We start from the raw sequence: 19,927 nt of genomic DNA, 5'->3' as shown, positions 1-19,927 counted from the left end.
TAGGGTTTCACGATTAAGAGATTAATTATTAATATCACGCAAGCTTTCTAAAGGTGGAATATCACATAAATAGCTCAATCGATAACGACCAATCAACGCACATATCAGTGTCATACACATCGGTAAAATCAGCCATATTTCCCAATGGGGTTGAATGATCAACTCCATTTTATAGCTGGCAATCGCACTAATCACCTCAGCAAACACACATGCCACCACACCTGAAATAAAACCAATTAAACCAATTTCCGTACTCAGCATCGCTTTGAGCTTACGTTTAGAACCTCCAAATGAGCGTAACAGTGCAACTTCTTTTTTACGTTCATCCATTAACAGGTTTAAACAGGCAATTAACACCAAAATACCTGAGACACTGACCAACAATGCCAAAAGACTTATGATCTGTACCAATACCGCAACAATACGCTTGATCTCATCTAAAATTAAACTGACATCAATAAATACTGTATTAGAAAATTGCTGAATCAGCTGAATCAATTGCCCTTTGTCTTGCTCCGGTACATAGAAACTGCCTAAATAACTTCCGGCATTTTCATCCATGGTTTGGGGCGAAAATATAAAGAAAAAATTAGGACTAAAACTTTCCCATTCCACACTGCGTAGATTAATCACTTTGGCTTGTAGTAGCCCCTCAGGTAAACTGAAAGTGAGTTGATCGCCAATTTGAATTCCTAAAGCTTGCGCAGTTTTGACTTCAACAGAAACCTCTCCTATTTTTTCAAACGCAGTTTGGCCCGTGATAATTTTATTATCTTTAGGGAAAGTCGCTGCTTGGGTCAAATTCAGCTCGCGCCTTAAAGAGTTATTGGTCTTTAGCAATGTTTCTGAAAATGGCAAATCATTTTTTGCAACCAAACGACCTCGAATGTTTGGATACATAGGAGTACCCTTCCAACCATGCAAATTAAGTTGCTGTTGGAAGTCAGCCAATTCAAAAGGTGGTAAGCCATAAACAAACTGGTTAGGCGTACCTTCAGGTAATTGCTGCTGCCAACGCTCTAGTAAGTCAGTACGTAACACAGCTAAAACAGTGATCAGACTCAAACCCAAAGCCAGTGCGGTAATTTGAAAGGCAGTTTGATATGGCGTCCGGATATAAGCAGATAATTTAATACGTAGGCCCTTTAAGCTTTTCAACCCTAGCCAAATCAACGCATAAAGCCCTAAACAAAGCACAATAATTGCACCTACAACCCATAAGGTCAGTTGTAGATTTTCCGTTAAAATGACGCAAAAAATGAGTAAGCCCAACGTGCCAGTGATCAACATCCATAACATGGAACGAACTGAACGCTCATGCTGACGAATAATCCGTGCAGGTGGCGTTTTAAGCAATTGCCATAAACTTGGAACCACGAAGCCAAGCAATACAATCACACTGGTTAACATCGCAATAGGCAGCGGCCCAATCAGCATAGACCAGGCTGAAAATTCAAGCGCCAAATGTGGAATGAGTTGCAGCATTAACTGTAGCAACACAAATCCAAGCCCTAATCCAATCACACTACCTAGCACAATAGAAATAACAAAGACCACAGCCAGCAGTGCTAAATACGCCATTAAAATTTGTTGCTTCGTCGCACCAACACATCTCATCAATGCAATGGCATCTTGATTTTGTTGCACATAACGCTGACTACTTAAGGCAATGGCAATTCCACAGAGTAAGATTGTTAAGATATTGGCCAATTGCAAAAACGTTTCTAAATTGGCGATCGGTTTCATTAAGCGGCTATTGCCTTCACTAGCATTACGCAGTTTCAAGCTCGTTTGAGATGAATCCTGTTGTTGCGCTTGAGTTTCATCAAACGTAGTGTCTGCATCATGACCCACGATTTGTTTAAATTGCTTTTCATAGGTTTTCGTTTGCTGCATCTGCCCAGCAAGTAATAAGCGATACTCAATACGGCTGCCCACCTGAATTGCATTAGTTCGAGCAACTTCCGATTGTGCAATGATTACAGTCGGTGAAAAACCGCCAAAACCGAGTTCTTGATTTGAGTCATGGGAAATTTGTGCTGTAAATCGAAAAGATGCATCTGCAATCTGTACAGTATCTCCCAACTTGACCTGTAATAATTCCATCGCACGCTGACTGAGCCACACCTCTCCAGCTTGAATCGATCGATTGAGTGTCGGTGAAGTTCTGAGTTCTCCACGTAAAGGAAAATTGGCATCTACAGCTTTCACATTGACCATCACAAATTGATCAGCTGTATGCGCCATACTGCTAAATAGGGTAACATTAGATTGCGCTAAACCATCTTGCGTAGCTTTTTTTTGCCATACATCTGGAATGTGTTCGTTATCGGTCAATACCAAATCGGCAGCCAACATTTCAGCCGCTTGCAATGCCACTGCGTTTTGAATTTGCTCATTACTAAACTTTAATGCAGTAGTAGCACTAATCGCCAAAGTTAAAGCGATGATAAGTAGATAAATACCTGTCGTTTTGAAGCTTTGTTGTAATAAGGGTTTAAACAATGCCAGGAGATTCATGCTTAATCTCCTAGTCGATGTTCGATCAGCTTGCCATGTACTATTTCAAAATGTCGCTGACATTGCTGCGCTAACGCGACATCATGCGTAACCAAAACCAATGTCGTACCCATCTCGCGATTCAACTGAAATAACAATTGTTCAATATCATATGCCGTTGCTGCATCCAAATTACCTGTTGGCTCATCTGCAAAAATAATGTCTGGCTCGCTGACTAAGGCACGTGCTATTGCAACCCGTTGTTGTTCACCACCAGATAGTACCTTTGGTGTTTGCTGTGCTTGACGATTTAAACCAACTCTTGCCAATAACTGAAGGGCTTTTTGCTCAGCCTCTTTTAGGTTGAAATCATTTTTTAAGCGCAGCGGCAACATCACATTTTCTAATGCCGTTAAATGTGGCAATAATTGAAACGATTGAAATACAAAGCCAATATGCGCCAAACGTATTTTCGCGCGCTGCTCTTCATCTAAATGCTGGATATCTTGACCACATACTTGCAACTGACCATGACTGGCTTGATCAAGTGTCGCTAATATCCCCAACAAAGTTGATTTTCCTGAACCAGATCGACCAGTTATAGCCACTTGCTCGCCCGCAAAAATCTCTAGATTAAGATCTTCAAAAATGCTCAACTGCTTATCATTCAGTTGTATGTTTTGTGTCAATTGCTGTGCAGAAATAATCGGCTGTGGCATGATGGCGGTATCTGTCGTGTGTTGGCTCATAACATCCCTATATGCAAAATCGCATTCAAAAAATTCGTTTGTGTTCTTACTTGTTGGGTTTAAGCATGTGTTTAAGCCCGATGCTCTTGGCTGCAAAAACCATTATGGTCGTGGGTGACAGCATCAGTGCAGGCTATGGCATGAATATACAGCAAGGCTGGGTTCATTTACTTCAAAAACGTTTAGACCAACAGTATCCGAAACAACATAAAGTGGTCAATGCAAGTGTGAGCGGCGAAACCACCAGTGGTGCTTTGGCACGACTGCCAAAATTATTGCAAAGTCATCGTCCCGATATTGTGATTATTGAACTGGGTGGCAATGATGGCTTACGTGGTCAACCCCCTGCACTCATTGAAAAAAATTTAGCGCAGTTAGTGCAAAAGAGCCAACAGGCTAAAGCGAAGGTCATCGTATTTGGAATGAAGATTCCACCAAACTACGGTACGGCTTATAGCAAGGCATTTGAACAAAACTACAAAATTGTCAGCCAAAAATACAATGCAAAACTTCTGCCATTTTTTATGCAAGGTGTTGCAGGACAAAAAACACTGATGCAAAAAGATCAAATTCACCCAAATGCAAAGGCTCAGCCGATTCTGCTCAATACAGCCTATCCCATGATTAAAAGCAGTTTGTAAAAATATTTACTAAAAATTAAAAAGGCGCTTCATTTGAGCGCCTTTTTTCGTTTAAATTTTTAAAATCTTAGAAATCGTAAAAACTTACTTCACCTGTTTCAAGTGAGTATTCGGCACCAACAACTTTTAATTTACCCTGAGCAATCAAGTTTTCTAATACTGCTGAGCCATGACGAAGTTGATTCACAGATGCAAATACATTTGAACGAACTGCATGCATAGACAATTTATCTAAATCATCTTTCAATTCAGTTTGCATTAAAATTTCTACAGATGGGCGCACACGGTTCACAATCGACATCAGATTTGCAGATGGAGGTGTTGCCGGGTTCATTAAGGCTTCAATCGTCGAATGGATTGCGCCGCAGTGAGTATGACCTAATACAATTACAACTGGGCAACCAAAACTTTCTGCCGCAAATTCAACACTACCAACTTGCGATGGTGCAACAATATTACCTGCTACACGAATGACAAATAAATCGCCTAAGCCTTGGTCAAAAACCATTTCAGCAGGAACGCGCGAATCTGAACAACCCAAAATAATCGCAAAAGGCTCTTGGCTTCCTGCCATTTCAGCGCGTTGCTGATGCGTTAAAAGTTTAGGATGGTTCGTTTCACCTTGAACAAAACGAGTATTTCCCTTTTTTAAACGATCTAAAGCTTCTGCTGCTGTTAGCATGTTCTGATTACCCTTATCTGAAGTTGCAATATATTAATCCCACTCAGAACGATTGTCACTTGCAAAAGAATAGCTATCGATTTTTTATTATTCAGATGGATTTGGTACAAATTGCAAATAATCATTAATCTGAAAATATTATTTTTTCAGTAATGGTTCACACTTTTATAGCTGAACTACAACTACATCAAAAAACTAATCAGTGACAACTGTCATTTTTTATTTACAATATATTTCATAAACATAGCAATTGGCTTTTAAGGCTAATTCAGATAATTGTCATATAAATGATCATAAAAATTGCATCAAATATAGTTACAAGGGGTTAAGGTCAATGCAAGGACATCGTTGCGTGGTTTCTGGCATATTTAAACTTGCGATATTGAGTTGTATGTTCATTGCAGGCTCGAATAGCATAGCTGCAACACAAACACCAACGAATACATTATCGACACCATCTATCCTACAAAATTATCTCAATCAAGATCGTAAAACCGCAGGTTTAGTTTCACGCACAGTACAAGTCGGCAATATCACTTGGAGCTATAGTGAAGGCGGTGTTCGTACCAATCCTTCTATACTATTAATCCATGGTTTAGGTGGCACACGTGATAACTGGAATCGGGTTGCACATTACCTGACTCCCTATTATCACGTTATTATTCCTGACCTACCTGCCAATGGTGATACCCGCGTCCCTGCAGACTTTGACGTGTCTGTACCAAATGTTACTGAGCAATTACGACAATTCGTAACCAAAATTGATATTGAAGATCGGCTGAATGTTGCAGGTCATTCTTTAGGTGGATCAATTGCCACGGTTTATGCCTCTCAATATCCTTTTGATACCCAAAGCCTATTTTTACTCAATAGTGCGGGTATTTATAAGCAGGCCAATACCAGTTATACCCGTGATCCATATTCATTGAAAAATTTGATTGTTTCAAAGCCCGGTGATTTGGATGATGTTATGCATAAGTTAATGCAAAATCCGCCAAGCGTTCCAACCCCATTAAAGAAAGCTCAAGAAAATTTACTCATTTCACGGGCACCCCAAACCAGTAAAATGATTGATCAAGTGGTTACTTTAAATCGCATTTATACGCCTGAGACTTTTGCCCGTTTAACCCGTACCGTTGAAGCGCCCACGCTCATCCTTTGGGGCAAACAAGATAAAATTTTTAATGTAGAAGTTGCAGGTGAATTAAAGTCATTATTGAAACGTGCCGAAACACCGGTAATTTTGAATAATGTTGGTCATATGCCCATGATTGAAGCAGAACAACAAGTTGCTGATCATTACCTCCCATTCCTTGCAAAAAGTCAGAAATTTAAAAATCCTTTGGCAGATAAACTGATTCAGTTAAACTGAGGTATCGCTAATAATTCATGCCCTGCAAATGGGTATTTAAGGACAGTATGCAGAAAAACCCGATGATTGAGCAGCTCATTGAGGCTCAACTCAACTTTTTAGATCAGCAATTTTCGCAGTCTGAAACAGTTGCAACCGAGTTTACCCAGTTTTATCAGTGGTTTCGTAAACAGCCTTTACAACAGATTTGGACTTTTGAACAAATCAATGCTTTGCTGCAAAAGCAGATCTTAAATACTCAAGCTACTCAGTTTTTAATTGAGCAGATTGCCGAACATATTAAGTTTGCGCTAATTCATCCAGCGAATGATCAAACAACCATTGCTGAAATTATTCCTGTGTTAACGATTGATAAAATTGCGCAATATGTTGCAAGTAAACAAGGTCATCGTCAGCGTTTGATTCACACCATGGTCAACAACCCTGCTTTTTCAGCCATGATTAGCCAACTGATTCAGCATGCGATACAAGATTATCTAGACAACTCTGTGATTGCCAAATCTGTGCCCGGCGTCTCTCGCTTTATGAAGATGGGTAAATCGGTTTTAGAAAACGTTACAGACACCAATCTTGACAATGCCATCACGAAGTATTTGCAAAAGAATATTTTGAAATTAAGTCAGATGAGTGAATCTGTACTCAATCAGCATTTTGATGACAATAAGCTTTATCATTTTCAAGCCAACTTATGGCATAAAATTAAGACGATGCCTGTTTCTGTCTTAAAAAACTATATTGAAGTTCAAGATTTACCTCAAACCGTCGGTTTAGGGCATGAAATTTGGGACTTTATGCGTCAGTCTGATTATATGAAACAGCAAGTGCATGATGGCGTGTATGCTTGGTACATACGTAATCAGGAACGTCCATTTGATTTATTGCTACGTGACTTAAATATTGATGAAGCTTTGGTTCAACATGAACTTAACAATTTATTAAACCCGATTATTCAAAAAATGATTGGTTCAGGCTATTTGCGTGAGCGTTCACGTCATTATTTAGAACAGTTCTATTATGCTGATGAGACGTTAAAAATATTAGGTATTGTATCTTAAAGTTATCAAAATAAAAAAGCCGCGACTGCGGCTTTTTTTATTTATCAACAGCTGTTCCATATTTTGCTAAACATCGCCAAACCAGTTGCTGTTTTTGCATCCATCCATTCATTGGTTGTGCAAATGAAGACTCAGTTTCGAGATTAACTGGACGGATTTATAAGGTCAAAAAGTACCTTAAATAGTCATTTTCTTTACGTTGTTTCAAAGTAATTAACAGATTTGATATCATTTGCTAATGTGTAAATTGGGATATAACAGATCTGTACCATAAACATCGTGCAACTGATTAATAAAAAATCAACGAATTTGAAAATGTAAATAGCCCAAAAGTGTGGGCTATTTAAACTTAGTAAAAATTAGAAACGAGCTGTAAAACCTAAATAGTATTCAGCTGGATTACTTGTACCATCTCCACCTGCATCAATACTAACACCGCCAATGTTTTTAACCCCACTTCTAAAAGTTAGATAATCATTAACTTCATAATTCGCACCAACATCCATTGTGGTATATGCTTTTGCATATGTCGCAGATGAATCTGCAGCTTGCAGCGCCTGTTTACCTAGATACTGAACATTAGTATGTAAATTTAATTTATCAGTAACATCCCAATAAAGTGCACCATTAAGTGTGAGTTCAGGCGTTGCCAATAATGTAGCACCTGTTTCTAAGTTTTTAGATTCAATCATATAAGTCGCATTACCACTCATACGAACTACATCACTTAATGGGAATTTGTAAGTTACCTCTATACCACTTGTACGTGCCTTTTCGACATTCTGTTGCATTGTATAGAATTGATTTCCATATCTTGCATAACGTAAGTTTTGCATTAGATCATTAATATCACTGCGGAAATATGTCATATCTACAGCATATCCACCCTCAGCATAACCAAAACCTACTTCGTAGTTTGTACTAGTTTCAGGCTCTAAATCTGGATTCCCCAGCATATTACATACATGGCCTGCTGATGCCCCCCCCCAATCCGAGAATACTTTACATCCATTACCTCTCGAACCTGTACTTGATGTTGCTGAACGCTCTTTAAGGTTTGGTGCACGGAAACTACGTGACACACCACCTTTTACTGTCCAAATATTAGTTGGATGATAGACCAAATAACCACGAGGAGAGAAGTTGAGATCAAAATCATCATACTGATCTAAACGTCCACCCAAGGTTAAAATCAGATTTTCTTGTAAATGGATTTGATCTTCAGCAAAAAGCGACCAAGAATATGCATTTGGTGATAAATCTGCAGTTAATGTTTCCCCTGTATCAACATCAACATTAATATTACCAATGTTGCTAGCATTAGAAACTTCTTCATATTTGTACTGTGCACCCACAGTTAAATCATTTTTAAAACCCGCGATTTGTAAAGGTTTAGTAGCTTTCAAATCTAATACGGCTTCGGTAGCTTTAGTATCTCCAATATTAGCTTTTGAAGTCGCAAATTCATCTTTATTTTCAATTTCGTTATAATAAAGATCAGCATAAGTTTTTAGCTCATTTTTGAATGTACCAGCATAACCAATGCCAAATCCTTGTCTTTCCATTTCATATGCAAATTGATCCGCACCACCTTCAACAACATCCGGTTCTTCTTTACCCCATGACGCATCTATATTGAAAGTATGTGTATCATTAGGAGCCCAAGTAAGACGACCATTTACAGTATCATTTATTGCACCTGAAGTACCTGTAGTTGAATTATCTCCTTCACGATCTGTACGATTTACACCAAATCTAAAACCTAAGGTATCTGTTAAAGGCCCAGCTAAAGTCGCACCATAAGTGACTGTATTACCACGTGTACTCGTATCAGGCTTGGTGTAGTCTAGATTTACAGAACCTGATAGTTGTGATGGAACTTTTTTAGTGATGATATTAATTACACCACCAACAGCTTCAGAACCATACAGCGTTGACATTGAACCACGAATCACTTCAATTCGCTCAATCATGTCAGGTGTAATCCAGTTTAAATCTTGATCCACACGATCAGGGCGGTGGCCTAAAAGTGACTGATTTCCTACTCTCTTACCATCAACCAATATTAATGTGTATTTGTCAGGCATTCCTCGAAATGTAATTTTTGAGCCAGAACCTGAGTTTTTAAAACCACCAGTTACACCAGGTAAGTCACTTAATACTTCTGCTAAATTACTAAAAGGCTTTCGCTTTAAATCTTCGCTTGTAACAACACTAATTGAAGCAGGAGCATCCTTTACATTTACTTGAGAACCACTTGCAGAAACAACGATGGTCTCCATTTTAACTACAGATTCATCGACTGTTTCTGCTGGTACTTCATTCGCATGAGTTAAGCTAACCATGGCACTTAAAACTGAAAGTGTCAGTGCAGAGCGCAGTATTTTATTCGTCATTGGTGTTTCCAAATACTTAATTTATGGATAAATATTGAATGTTATGTTGCGCATTGTAACTAACAAAAATAATATTGCAACTAATTTTAATAATCATTCTCATTAACAAATAGGAAATTACTGATTCCCTAAGTAAAAACCAATTTTTCTATGCTTTGTACAAAGTTGTCCTATTTATTTTTTGTTCAGTTCCAAAAACTTTGGGCAAAAAAAAACCGCATAAAGCGGCTTTTCTTCACGAATGCTTATTTAAAATAAGCACCCTCAGACTGACTATGGTCTGTTTGGTCAACAACACGCATCAATTCAGGTACATGCTGTTTTAAAGTTGTTTCAACGCCTTGTTTAAGCGTTAAATCAATAGAAGAACAACCTTGGCAACCACCACCAAATTTAAGTACGGCAGTTAAACCATGCTCTTCATCTTCAACAACTTCAACCAATGCACAGTTACCACCGTGACCCGCTAAACCTGGATTAATCTCAGACTGAAGTACGTAAGTAATACGTTCTTCCACAGATGCATCAGGGCCAACACGCGGCACTTTAGAGTTTGGTGCACGGAAAGTCAGCTGACCACCAAAACGGTCTTTATTGTAATCAATAACAGCATCTAACAAATATGGAATAGATGGTGCATCGACATAGGCAGGGAAATCTGGGTATTCCTGTTTATAGTCTGTCGGTACAACTTCTTCAGGTGCACTGTAAGCCATACAACATTCAGCACGCGGCGTCCCCGGATTTTCCACAAAAACTCGAACACCAATACCTGGTGTGTTTTGTTTATCCAAAAGATCCTTCAAATACTCTTGAGCAGTTGGTGTGATCAATAGGTTTGGAATTTCTTCAGCAACTGCTGTGCTGTTGTTCTCAGTCGACATGACAATATTTCCTCAAGCTGAAGCGGCTATTTTAGCTTAAGATGCGGTGCATTACGAAAAAATCAACTAAAATTGTCGGAATTATTCTGAAAGTTCACGCTTTCACACTTTTTAATGGCATTATTAAAGACAAATTTTAACAAGTAGAATAGCCATTTATGTTGGGATTACCATTTAACCACACTGTGACAATTATTCTGATTACTGTGGTCATTTCCCTTATTGCCTTTTCAAATCAGAAAGTCATGAATCGTCTGTTATTTTGGCCACCTGCGCTACAACGTGGTGAATATGATCGATTTATCAGCCACGGCTTTATTCATGCTGACGGTGCTCACCTTCTATTTAACATGATTACCCTATTCTTCTTTGGCTCTGTCATTGAAAGTTTTTATCGCCAATACTTTTTTGACATGGGTTTTGTGCTGTTCTATTTAGGTGGTTTGATTGCAGCCATTATTCCGAGCTATTTAAAACATAAACATGATACACATTGGGCTAGTTTAGGTGCTTCAGGGGCGGTTTCTGCTGTGCTATTTGCCTATATCTTGTTTGAACCATGGAAATTAATCTTTGTATTCTTCATTCCTGTTCCCGCGATCATCTTCGCGGTACTGTACGTAGCTTATAGCATTTGGTCTGGCAAACGTGGCAACAGTAATATTAACCACAGTGCACATTTGTGGGGAGCGGCATATGGTATCGTCATGACGATTATTCTAGAGCCAAAGTTAATCCCTCATTTCTTAAACAAACTTTTAGATATTCCGTTTTAAAATAGAATATTAGCGCTCAAACAAAAAAGGATTCTAGTTTTAGAATCCTTTTTTATTATATCTTTTAAATCATCATTTAACTTTTAAACATCCATAGGTTGTAATAGCTCACCATGTTCAAAATGCCAAGTTTTTTGATAGGCAGAAACAAAGTTGGCAATAAAAATGGGTGCACGATCAATCGGTGACTTATCCTTAAAATGTCCGTATTGTTTAGCCCAATCATAACAACTCTGATCAAGTGGATATTCGGTAAGAATCCCACAGACGAAATTTTTTTGTATCCAAGCCTGTGCAAGATCAAAACTCGAAAAAACTGCACTCGCAAAGCCAGGGCGCATGGCATTGAATATATAAACTTTGTTCGACACAATTATGCCCCCATTTTTCTCTTTATTCACACCTCAATAATAAGTGTGACACATATCACACTTAAATACATTTTCTGTAATTTGACCCGAATTATTCGTAACAAAACCTTAATCTTAGAAGCGTATTTAACACGACTTAAATAAGTAATTACTTCAACTGAGTCATGAACCAATAAAATTAGTGATCGCTTATTTCAAATGTATACACAACACACGCATGCTGTAATTTAGGCTATAAATGAATAATAAAAAGGAATGTTCAAATGAAAAAAATCACAATGATTGTTGGGCTGCTTTGTTTTGAGTTTTCTATCTGCCTGAGCAGTTCATACTCGTGAAGGGAGCATTGTCATAGACCCTGATCGTAGCAAATAGCCACACTGGAATGGTGAATTTCGTCCACTTGGACAAGCCAAAAAAGACAATGTTAATTCCGTACCTTTGTAACAAGAAGGCTTTCTTAATAGAAGGCTTTTTCAAGTTTAAGTACTTAGGTTATTTCAAAAATACGTCATGATTCATGTTAATTCATACAATTTTGGCAGTTTATGCCACCTGAGTTTTTAAATTGGCATAGATAATGTATACATCTGTATATTAATGACAACGTCAGGTGAGATATTTTGCATGTCCAGTTCTCTTGAAGGTCTTCAGTTCCCTATTTCGTCTGCTACTCAAAAACCAAGTAGCTCCAAAACCGGTCGTGAAATTATTGCAGAGGCTTTAGCTTCTGTAGATCACCAAAGCTCTGTACGTGCAAAACAGGAAAAAAACTGGCGTAAGAAATATCCTGAATATTTTAAAGCCTTGGTTGAACAAGGTATTCAAAGTCCGGAAGCTGCATTGAGTATTGCATCCAACGGTTTAAATAAAGCCAAACATAGTTTTAACTTTTATCGTGATCAAGAAAAATTTTCCCTAGATGAAATGATGAATTTACCTATTCAACCTCTGCACACCATTAAACTTAAAGGTGAAAGTAATGCAGTTCCCGAATGGTATGTACCCTATCACGGACAAAAACTACAAGGCGATGCTCTACTTCAACAAATCCAAAAATGGCAAGATGCTGGTGTCGTTGAACCAAGTCATGCGGATGCTCTACGCGAAGCGGTGGCGCACCCAGAATGGTTTGACCTTTCAGATCGTACCATGGTGCTATTTGGTGCAGCCTCAGAAGCTGGCCCACTGACCTGGCTTGCCAAGTGGAAAGCCAATATTGTCGCTATTGATCTTAATAATGAACGAGTATGGGATCGTATTTTAAATACTATTCAAGAAGGCAATGCAACGTTATACGCCCCTAGTCTTGAAGCGCTCAGTGCAGACACACCTATTCAGGAACTGAAACAAAAATTAGGTGCTAATTTACTGACACATATCCCTGAAATTGCGCAGTGGCTTGCACAAAATGAACATCAACTTGACTTGGCTGCTATTGCTTATTTAGATGGTGAAAAACATGTGCGTGTAGCAATGGCCATGGACAGTATTATGGATTATGTCAGCCAACAAAAAGCCGAAACGAGCCTTATGTTTATGTGCACACCAACAGATGTATATGCTGTTCCTAAAGAGATCGTGGATGCTGCACAAGATAAATATCAAGCACGTGGCAAAGTTCAAAAATTATTAACTCAAAGTGTTGCTAAGATTTCTGCACAGCACTTTTTTAAACAAAATAATAACCAAACGACTTTAGCTGAAAATGGAAAATCTTACGGAATTGCCGACTGTTTAGTGGTTGAACAAGGCCCCAACTATGCACTTGCGAAACGAATTCAACAATGGCGTGCAACCGTTGCTCGCCATCAAGGTCAACGTGTAAGTATTAATATTGCACCCTCTACCACAACACGCTCAGTCACAAAGAATCCATTATTAAAAGCCGCATTTAATGGTGCCAAACTGTTTGATGTTGAGTCATTTAATCCTGAAACGACCAATGCCTTGATGGCTGCGCTGTGGATTCATGATTTACGTAATCCTTCATCTGTGGCAAACCCAGAAACACCACTAGATCATCCACTTGAGCTGATAATGTCTGGTGCCAATCACGGCGGCTTGTGGCGTGTAGCCTATCTCGCACGTACCGCATTACCATTTGCTGCACTCTATGGCTTCGCCAATGACAAACTGCCTTTGGACAAAATGCTTGGTAAATTAAAGAAATAAATAGCGAAAATCCTTCATTTGAAATTTGTATTTATAAAAGTGCTCAACATGCTTTCTTAACGTGCTAAACAATAATGGTTAGCACTATTTACCAAACTTTAAAGCATAAAAAAACGCTGCGATTGCAGCGTTTTTTATATTGAAAACATCTTAGAAAACTTTCAAGAACAACCAGTATAAGCAGCCTGATAAACAAATGGTTGCTGGTAGTGTGAAAATCCACGCTGAAAGAATAGTTTTCACTGTATTAAAGTTCAAACCTGATTTGTTCGCAACCATGGTACCTGCTACAGCAGAGTTCAATACGTGTGTAGTTGACACTGGCATACCAAAACCATCAGCCGCTGCAATTGTAGACATTGCTACAAGCTCTGCAGACATACCTTGACCATAGGTCATATGGTTTTTACCAATTCGCTCGCCCACAGTCACAACAATACGCTTCCAACCCACCATTGTTCCTAGACCAAGTGCAAGTGCAACCGCAACTTTCACCCAAGTTGGGATGTATTGAAGGAAGGAATCTAAATTGCTACGGTATTCTTTAACAGTCTTCTCTTGTGCTTCTGCCATTGCTGGAAGTTGCTCAGATTTATCAAGACGTTTAAAAGCCGTCGTACTTAAATACATGTCATTACGGATTGAAGATACTTCTTGTTCAGGAATATCTTTTAAGTCGCCATATTGACCAACACGCTCACCTAGGTGATCCGTCATACTTGCTAAAGCAGGGACAACATCAGGTGTAATTTCTTTGGTTTGAATGTATTTTGTTAATATGTCACGCGCTTTTTCATCCGCAATTTCATCATGATTTGGATAAATTGCAGTTGCAGTTTGCGCCGATAATTGATGGAAAGATTGGATGTGTTGATTGTCGAGGTTTTTATTTAGCGAGTAAGCTAAAGGTACACAACCGATCAAAATCAACATGATTAAACCCATGCCTTTTTGACCATCGTTTGAACCGTGCGCGAAACTTACACCAGTACAAGTAAAGATCAGAATTGCGCGGATTAATGGTGGCGGTGGTTTATTACCTTCAGGTGGCTGAAAGAGTTCAAGCTGTTTGCTGAAGATTTTTTTCACCAATAGGAACACAACTGCTGCGAAAGCAAAGCCAATCAGTGGTGAAAACAGTAATGCTTTACCCACTTTCATCACTTGTTCCATATCCACGCCGCTAGCACCACCTGCATTTAACAGATAGTTCATGATGCCCACACCTAAGATAGAACCAATCAGTGTATGAGAGCTAGATGCTGGAATACCTAAGAACCACGTACCTAAATTCCAAAGAATCGCGGCAATAAGCATGGCAAATACCATGGCAAAGCCTGCACCAGAACCGACGTTCATAATCAATTCGACTGGTAGCAAAGCAATGATACCGTAAGCAACTGCACCACTTGCCACCATTACACCTAGGAAGTTACAAAAACCTGCCCACATCACAGCAACAGGTGCAGATAAAGCATTGGTATAAATAACAGTGGCTACAGCATTGGCTGTATCGTGGAAACCATTCACGAATTCAAAGCCAAGTGCGATGAATAAGGCAGTGCCCAGTAAAATCATGGAATAAAGACTTAAAGGCGGAACGTGTGCCAAGTCGGCAGTGACCTGAAAGCCAATATAGATTAACGTTGAAATGATCAACGTCAGGAACACCGGCATAAAGAATTTCGGTGTTGGCACATGAACATTCGTCGACTTTGTTGCTGTCGACGTGTGCGCTGAATCTACGGGAGTTTGTTTAGAATTCATGCAGGCAAGAATAGAGGATTTTAGAATCCCCATATTGTTCAATTTAATTATGACAATTATATGACAAAGTGGTGTCATATAAAGCAATATTTCATGCTTTATTTGTATTTGCTCGTCTGAAAAAACCAACCAAAATACTATGTATTCGCAAAATAATTCAAATACTTATCATCAATTTTAAAAGTTGATTTTAGTTTGAAACCCAATGTTTCAATAACAATATGGCCTTGTCATATTTCTTGTCATCATTGTCCTAGCTGTCGATTATTTTTCAATCATGCCTTAGGTATATGACAAATTTATGAAGCTTTCCAAATATTTACTCTAAACACAACGCAATCAAATACGTGTGTTTTTTCAACAATCTGATATTAACGGCTCATTCGAACCGATTGAATATCAATAAAACTGCATTGAATTCTGTTAATATATTTGCCGATTTTATATTCCATCGGATTGGGGTTATTTATGTCCACGCTTGCCACCCTAAAAGAGCTGCTAGCTCAACGTATTCTGATTATCGACGGTGCCATGGGTACCATGATTCAGCGTCATAAACTCGAAGAAGCTGACTACCGTGGTGAGCGTTTTGCGGACTGGGCTTCTGACCTCAAAGGCAATAATGACCTTTTAGTCTTAACACAACCTCAAATCATTCAAGGTATTCATGAAGCTTATCTTGATGCGGGTGCAGACATTATCGAAACCAACAGCTTTAACGGCACACGTGTTTCAATGTCTGACTACCACATGGAAGATCTTGTTCCTGAGATTAACCGTGAAGCAGCACGTATTGCCAAAGAAGCCTGCAAAAAATATTCAACGCCAGAAAAACCGCGTTTTGTTGCAGGTGTACTCGGGCCAACATCACGTACCTGCTCAATTTCACCCAATGTAAATGACCCTGCGTTCCGTAACATCACCTTTGATGCACTGAAAGAAAACTATATTGAAGCTGCACATGCCCTGATCGAAGGTGGTGCGGACATTCTCCTGATTGAGACAGTATTTGATACATTAAACTGTAAAGCAGCAATCTTTGCAGTGAAAGAAGTCTTCAACCAAATTGGCTACGAATTGCCATTGATGATTTCAGGCACCATTACCGATGCCTCAGGTCGTACATTAACAGGCCAAACCGCAGAGGCGTTCTGGAACTCTGTTCGTCACGGCGACTTGCTATCAATTGGTTTCAACTGTGCCTTGGGTGCAGATGCCATGCGTCCGCACGTCAAAACCATTGCTGACGTTGCTGATACTTTTGTTTCAGCCCATCCAAACGCAGGCTTGCCAAATGCCTTCGGTGGATATGATGAAACCCCTGAAGAAACAGCTGCCTTTATTAAAGAATTTGCTGAAAGCGGTTTGATTAACATTACCGGTGGTTGTTGTGGTACAACGCCTGATCACATCCGCGCAATTTACAATGCAGTTAAAGACATTACACCGCGCCAAGTACCTGAAACAAAACCTGCGTGTCGTTTAAGTGGTTTAGAGCCATTTAACATCACTGAAGAATCACTTTTTGTGAACGTGGGTGAACGTACCAACGTAACAGGTTCTAAAAAATTCTTACGCTTAATCCGTGAAGAAAACTTTGCAGAAGCACTCGATGTTGCACAGCAGCAAGTTGAAGCCGGCGCGCAAATCATCGACATCAACATGGATGAAGGCATGCTCGATTCAGAAGGTGCGATGGTGCACTTCCTGAATCTTGTCGCTTCTGAGCCTGAAATTTCACGTGTGCCTATCATGATTGACTCATCAAAATGGGAAATCATTGAGGCAGGCTTAAAATGTGTACAAGGTAAAGCGGTTGTTAACTCAATTTCCTTGAAAGAAGGTTATGACGAGTTTGTACACAAAGCGCGTCTATGCCGCCAGTACGGTGCTGCTGTTATTGTCATGGCATTTGATGAAAAAGGTCAGGCCGATACCGCTGAACGTAAACGTGAAATCTGTAAACGTTCTTACGATGTACTTGTGAATGAAGTTGGCTTCCCTGCTGAAGACATCATTTTTGACCCGAACGTGTTTGCTGTTGCAACGGGTATTGAAGAACACAACAACTATGCTGTGGACTTTATTGAAGCAACAGGTTGGATTAAACAAAACTTACCACATGCGATGATTTCAGGTGGTGTGTCTAACGTATCGTTCTCCTTCCGTGGTAATGAACCTGTACGTGAAGCGATTCACTCTGTGTTCCTTTATCATGCCATCAAGCAAGGCATGACCATGGGTATCGTCAACGCAGGTCAAATGGCGATTTATGATGATATCGATCCTGAGCTAAAAGCTGCAGTTGAAGATGTGATCTTGAACCAAAATCAAGGTGAAAGTCAGCACGATGCAACGGAAAAGCTACTTGAAGTGGCTGAAAAATACCGCGGTCAAGGCGCTGCGCAAAAACAAGTAGAAAACTTGGAATGGCGTGAACTTCCAGTTGAAAAACGTCTTGAACATGCGCTTGTTAAAGGCATCACCACATTCATTGATGAAGATACTGAAGAAGCACGTCTGAAAGCTAAACGTCCTTTAGATGTAATTGAAGGCCCACTCATGGACGGCATGAACGTGGTGGGTGATTTGTTCGGTTCGGGCAAAATGTTCCTACCACAGGTAGTAAAATCTGCACGTGTAATGAAACAAGCTGTTGCATGGTTGAACCCGTTCATTGAAGCTGAAAAGTCTGGCGGTCAATCTAAAGGTAAAGTCTTGATGGCGACCGTAAAAGGTGACGTCCATGACATCGGTAAAAATATCGTAGGCGTAGTGTTAGGCTGTAACGGCTATGACATCATCGACCTTGGGGTGATGGTGCCTTGCGAGAAGATTTTGCAAACTGCGATTGATGAAAAAGTTGATATCATCGGTCTCTCAGGTCTGATCACACCGTCTTTAGATGAAATGGTGTTTGTTGCCAAAGAAATGCAACGTAAAGGCTTTAATGTTCCGCTGATGATTGGCGGTGCAACCACATCTAAAGCGCATACTGCAGTAAAAATTGATCCGCAATATTCAAATGATGCGGTGATTTATGTTGCCGATGCATCTCGTGCGGTGGGTGTAGCAACAACTTTACTTTCTAAAGAAATGAAACCGAAGTTTGTTGAGGACACACGTGCTGAATATGAAAAAGTCCGTGAGCGTATTGCCAATAAACAGCCTAAAGCAGCCAAACTGACTTATGCTGAATCAGTAGAAAATGGCTTAAAAATTGACTTTGCTGCCAATGCGCCTGTGAAGCCAAACTTTATTGGTACACAAACCCTAACCAATTATCCATTAGACACTTTGGTTGAGTATTTTGACTGGACACCGTTCTTTATCTCTTGGAGCTTAGCGGGTAAATTCCCTGCTATCTTAACGGATGAAGTTGTAGGTGAAGCAGCGACTGACTTGTATGAACAAGCACAGACCATGCTGAAAGATATTATCGACAACAAACGTTTTGATGCTCGTGCTGTGTTTGGTATTTACCCTGCAAATCGTTCAGCAGCGGATTCGGTTGAAGTGTATAGCGAAGATGGTCAATCGGTTACGCATACCTTCCATCACATTCGTCAACAGTCTGACAAAGTGACAGGTAAACCAAACTTGTCATTAGCGGACTTTGTTGCGCCTAAAGGTGTCGCAGAAGACTACTTGGGCGGTTTCACTGTATCCATCTTTGGTGCGGAAGAAATGGCCAATGAGTACAAAGCCAAAGGCGATGACTACTCTGCAATTTTGGCTCAATCTTTGGGTGACCGTTTTGCTGAAGCTTTTGCGGAGCATTTGCATGAGCGCATCCGTAAAGAGTTCTGGGGCAACCAAGCATCTGAAACTTTAAGCAATGAAGAGTTGATTAAAGAGAAGTATGTGGGCATCCGTCCTGCACCGGGTTATCCTGCTTGCCCTGAGCATTCTGAAAAAGCGCCATTGTTTGACTGGTTAGGCTCTACCGACAAGATTGGTACGCAATTGACCACTAGCTTTGCAATGTGGCCACCTTCATCTGTCAGCGGTTTCTACTATGCCAACCCTGAAAGCCAATACTTTAACGTGGGTAAAATCGCAGGCGATCAGCTTGAGGATTATGCGAAGCGTAAAGGTTGGACTTTAGATGAGGCGAAGCGTTGGTTAGCGCCGAATTTGGACGATTCTGTAGTTTAAGGCAATCATGTGAGGTGGTGTAAGACACCACCTCTTCTTTAGGTATATTATGAAATTAGAAGAACTACAAAAAAATTTAACCCAAGAACATACCTACTCTTTTATTTACAGAATGTATTTTGAAATAGAGACGAATTCCAAGTATTTTCCGTTCAAAAGAATAGGGATTATTATTAGTCTTACTATCTTTCTCGTTATATTTTCTAATTTTATTCCTTTACCAAAACGGCTTTGTTGCACAAAGATTTGAAATGCAAAGCGCCCCTAATTGAGCTAAATTTAAGGCGTAACTTGGGTAAGTGGTCGACCTAATTCCGTAAATCTGTTAAGAACTGCTACACGTGCATGGATCTCATTCACTTGGCTATCAAAACTCCTTGCACTGAGTTTATCTCCTAATAA

At 39.7% G+C, this 19,927-nt stretch carries 13 protein-coding genes and 1 pseudogene; 6 read left to right on the top strand and 8 right to left on the bottom strand.

What is annotated here, in order from left to right; all coding sequences use genetic code 11:
- Window positions 1–21: 21 nt before the first annotated feature.
- A complete protein-coding gene (locus FTT84_RS08385) occupies window positions 22–2,520 on the bottom strand; it encodes an ABC transporter permease (protein ID WP_180058112.1) in 2,499 nt (832 codons plus the stop codon).
- Between the two features lie 2 nt (window positions 2,521–2,522).
- Complete coding sequence (locus tag FTT84_RS08380) at window positions 2,523–3,248, bottom strand: ABC transporter ATP-binding protein (protein ID WP_067762305.1); 726 nt, start codon at window positions 3,246–3,248, stop codon at window positions 2,523–2,525.
- 11 nt (window positions 3,249–3,259) lie between these two features.
- On the opposite strand from FTT84_RS08380, the gene FTT84_RS08375 reads away from it, so the two are divergent.
- Window positions 3,260–3,889, top strand: coding sequence for an arylesterase (locus tag FTT84_RS08375; RefSeq protein ID WP_067762303.1), 630 nt, complete (start codon window positions 3,260–3,262; stop codon window positions 3,887–3,889).
- Between the two features lie 67 nt (window positions 3,890–3,956).
- Here the strand turns inward: FTT84_RS08375 and FTT84_RS08370 are convergent, their stop codons facing one another.
- Window positions 3,957–4,571, bottom strand: a complete 615-nt coding sequence (locus tag FTT84_RS08370; protein WP_067762301.1) for a carbonic anhydrase — start codon at window positions 4,569–4,571, stop codon at window positions 3,957–3,959.
- 334 nt (window positions 4,572–4,905) lie between these two features.
- On the opposite strand from FTT84_RS08370, the gene FTT84_RS08365 reads away from it, so the two are divergent.
- Both FTT84_RS08365 and FTT84_RS08360 read left to right on the top strand, forming a co-directional pair.
- The gene (locus FTT84_RS08365; protein ID WP_373685004.1) at window positions 4,906–5,943 is read left to right on the top strand and encodes an alpha/beta fold hydrolase; all 1,038 of its coding nucleotides are present in this window, start codon (window positions 4,906–4,908) and stop codon (window positions 5,941–5,943) included.
- Window positions 5,944–5,990: 47 nt separating this feature from the next.
- Window positions 5,991–6,998, top strand: a complete 1,008-nt coding sequence (locus FTT84_RS08360; RefSeq protein ID WP_180058110.1) for a hypothetical protein — start codon at window positions 5,991–5,993, stop codon at window positions 6,996–6,998.
- Window positions 6,999–7,357: 359 nt separating this feature from the next.
- On the opposite strand, the gene FTT84_RS08355 is transcribed toward FTT84_RS08360, so the two are convergent.
- Window positions 7,358–9,394 carry a TonB-dependent receptor domain-containing protein gene (locus FTT84_RS08355; protein ID WP_180058108.1) on the bottom strand — a complete coding sequence of 679 codons (2,037 nt, stop codon included), beginning with the start codon at window positions 9,392–9,394 and terminating at the stop codon, window positions 7,358–7,360.
- A 245-nt stretch (window positions 9,395–9,639) separates the two neighbouring features.
- Window positions 9,640–10,278: a Fe-S biogenesis protein NfuA gene (gene nfuA / locus FTT84_RS08350; RefSeq protein ID WP_180058106.1), complete on the bottom strand. Its 639-nt coding sequence runs from the start codon at window positions 10,276–10,278 to the stop codon at window positions 9,640–9,642.
- A gap of 158 nt (window positions 10,279–10,436) precedes the next feature.
- On the opposite strand from nfuA, the gene FTT84_RS08345 reads away from it, so the two are divergent.
- Entirely contained in the window at window positions 10,437–11,054 is a 618-nt protein-coding gene (locus tag FTT84_RS08345) for a rhomboid family intramembrane serine protease (RefSeq protein WP_180058104.1), read from the top strand.
- A gap of 83 nt (window positions 11,055–11,137) precedes the next feature.
- Here FTT84_RS08345 and FTT84_RS08340 read toward each other — a convergent pair whose 3' ends face one another.
- Window positions 11,138–11,425 carry a hypothetical protein gene (locus FTT84_RS08340; protein WP_288689016.1) on the bottom strand — a complete coding sequence of 96 codons (288 nt, stop codon included), beginning with the start codon at window positions 11,423–11,425 and terminating at the stop codon, window positions 11,138–11,140.
- Between the two features lie 627 nt (window positions 11,426–12,052).
- On the opposite strand from FTT84_RS08340, the gene FTT84_RS08335 reads away from it, so the two are divergent.
- Window positions 12,053–13,600, top strand: a complete 1,548-nt coding sequence (locus tag FTT84_RS08335; protein WP_180058102.1) for a hypothetical protein — start codon at window positions 12,053–12,055, stop codon at window positions 13,598–13,600.
- A gap of 150 nt (window positions 13,601–13,750) precedes the next feature.
- Here FTT84_RS08335 and FTT84_RS08330 read toward each other — a convergent pair whose 3' ends face one another.
- Window positions 13,751–15,367 carry an inorganic phosphate transporter gene (locus tag FTT84_RS08330; RefSeq protein ID WP_180058101.1) on the bottom strand — a complete coding sequence of 539 codons (1,617 nt, stop codon included), beginning with the start codon at window positions 15,365–15,367 and terminating at the stop codon, window positions 13,751–13,753.
- A gap of 468 nt (window positions 15,368–15,835) precedes the next feature.
- On the opposite strand from FTT84_RS08330, the gene metH reads away from it, so the two are divergent.
- The gene (metH, locus tag FTT84_RS08325; protein ID WP_180058099.1) at window positions 15,836–19,525 is read left to right on the top strand and encodes a methionine synthase; all 3,690 of its coding nucleotides are present in this window, start codon (window positions 15,836–15,838) and stop codon (window positions 19,523–19,525) included.
- A gap of 279 nt (window positions 19,526–19,804) precedes the next feature.
- Here the strand turns inward: metH and FTT84_RS08320 are convergent.
- Window positions 19,805–19,927 (bottom strand): annotated as a pseudogene (locus FTT84_RS08320) (IS5/IS1182 family transposase); the annotation flags it as partial.

Origin of the sequence: Acinetobacter sp. YH01019 (assembly GCF_013420285.1) — a bacterium.
GTDB lineage: Bacteria > Pseudomonadota > Gammaproteobacteria > Pseudomonadales > Moraxellaceae > Acinetobacter > Acinetobacter gandensis.
Note: the sequence above shows the minus strand (reverse complement) of the source record. Positions and strands in the feature narration are given on the sequence as shown.

Excerpts from the sequence above, each read along its gene's own strand:
- FTT84_RS08385 (WP_180058112.1), bottom strand. The coding sequence starts at position 2,520 with ATGAATCTCCTGGCATTGTTTAAACCCTTATTACAACAAAGCTTCAAA.
- FTT84_RS08380 (WP_067762305.1), bottom strand. The coding sequence starts at position 3,248 with ATGAGCCAACACACGACAGATACCGCCATCATGCCACAGCCGATTATT.
- FTT84_RS08375 (WP_067762303.1), top strand. The coding sequence starts at position 3,260 with ATGCAAAATCGCATTCAAAAAATTCGTTTGTGTTCTTACTTGTTGGGT.
- FTT84_RS08370 (WP_067762301.1), bottom strand. The coding sequence starts at position 4,571 with ATGCTAACAGCAGCAGAAGCTTTAGATCGTTTAAAAAAGGGAAATACT.
- FTT84_RS08365 (WP_373685004.1), top strand. The coding sequence starts at position 4,906 with ATGCAAGGACATCGTTGCGTGGTTTCTGGCATATTTAAACTTGCGATA.
- FTT84_RS08360 (WP_180058110.1), top strand. The coding sequence starts at position 5,991 with ATGCAGAAAAACCCGATGATTGAGCAGCTCATTGAGGCTCAACTCAAC.
- FTT84_RS08355 (WP_180058108.1), bottom strand. The coding sequence starts at position 9,394 with ATGACGAATAAAATACTGCGCTCTGCACTGACACTTTCAGTTTTAAGT.
- nfuA (WP_180058106.1), bottom strand. The coding sequence starts at position 10,278 with ATGTCGACTGAGAACAACAGCACAGCAGTTGCTGAAGAAATTCCAAAC.
- FTT84_RS08345 (WP_180058104.1), top strand. The coding sequence starts at position 10,437 with ATGTTGGGATTACCATTTAACCACACTGTGACAATTATTCTGATTACT.
- FTT84_RS08335 (WP_180058102.1), top strand. The coding sequence starts at position 12,053 with ATGTCCAGTTCTCTTGAAGGTCTTCAGTTCCCTATTTCGTCTGCTACT.
- FTT84_RS08330 (WP_180058101.1), bottom strand. The coding sequence starts at position 15,367 with ATGAATTCTAAACAAACTCCCGTAGATTCAGCGCACACGTCGACAGCA.
- metH (WP_180058099.1), top strand. The coding sequence starts at position 15,836 with ATGTCCACGCTTGCCACCCTAAAAGAGCTGCTAGCTCAACGTATTCTG.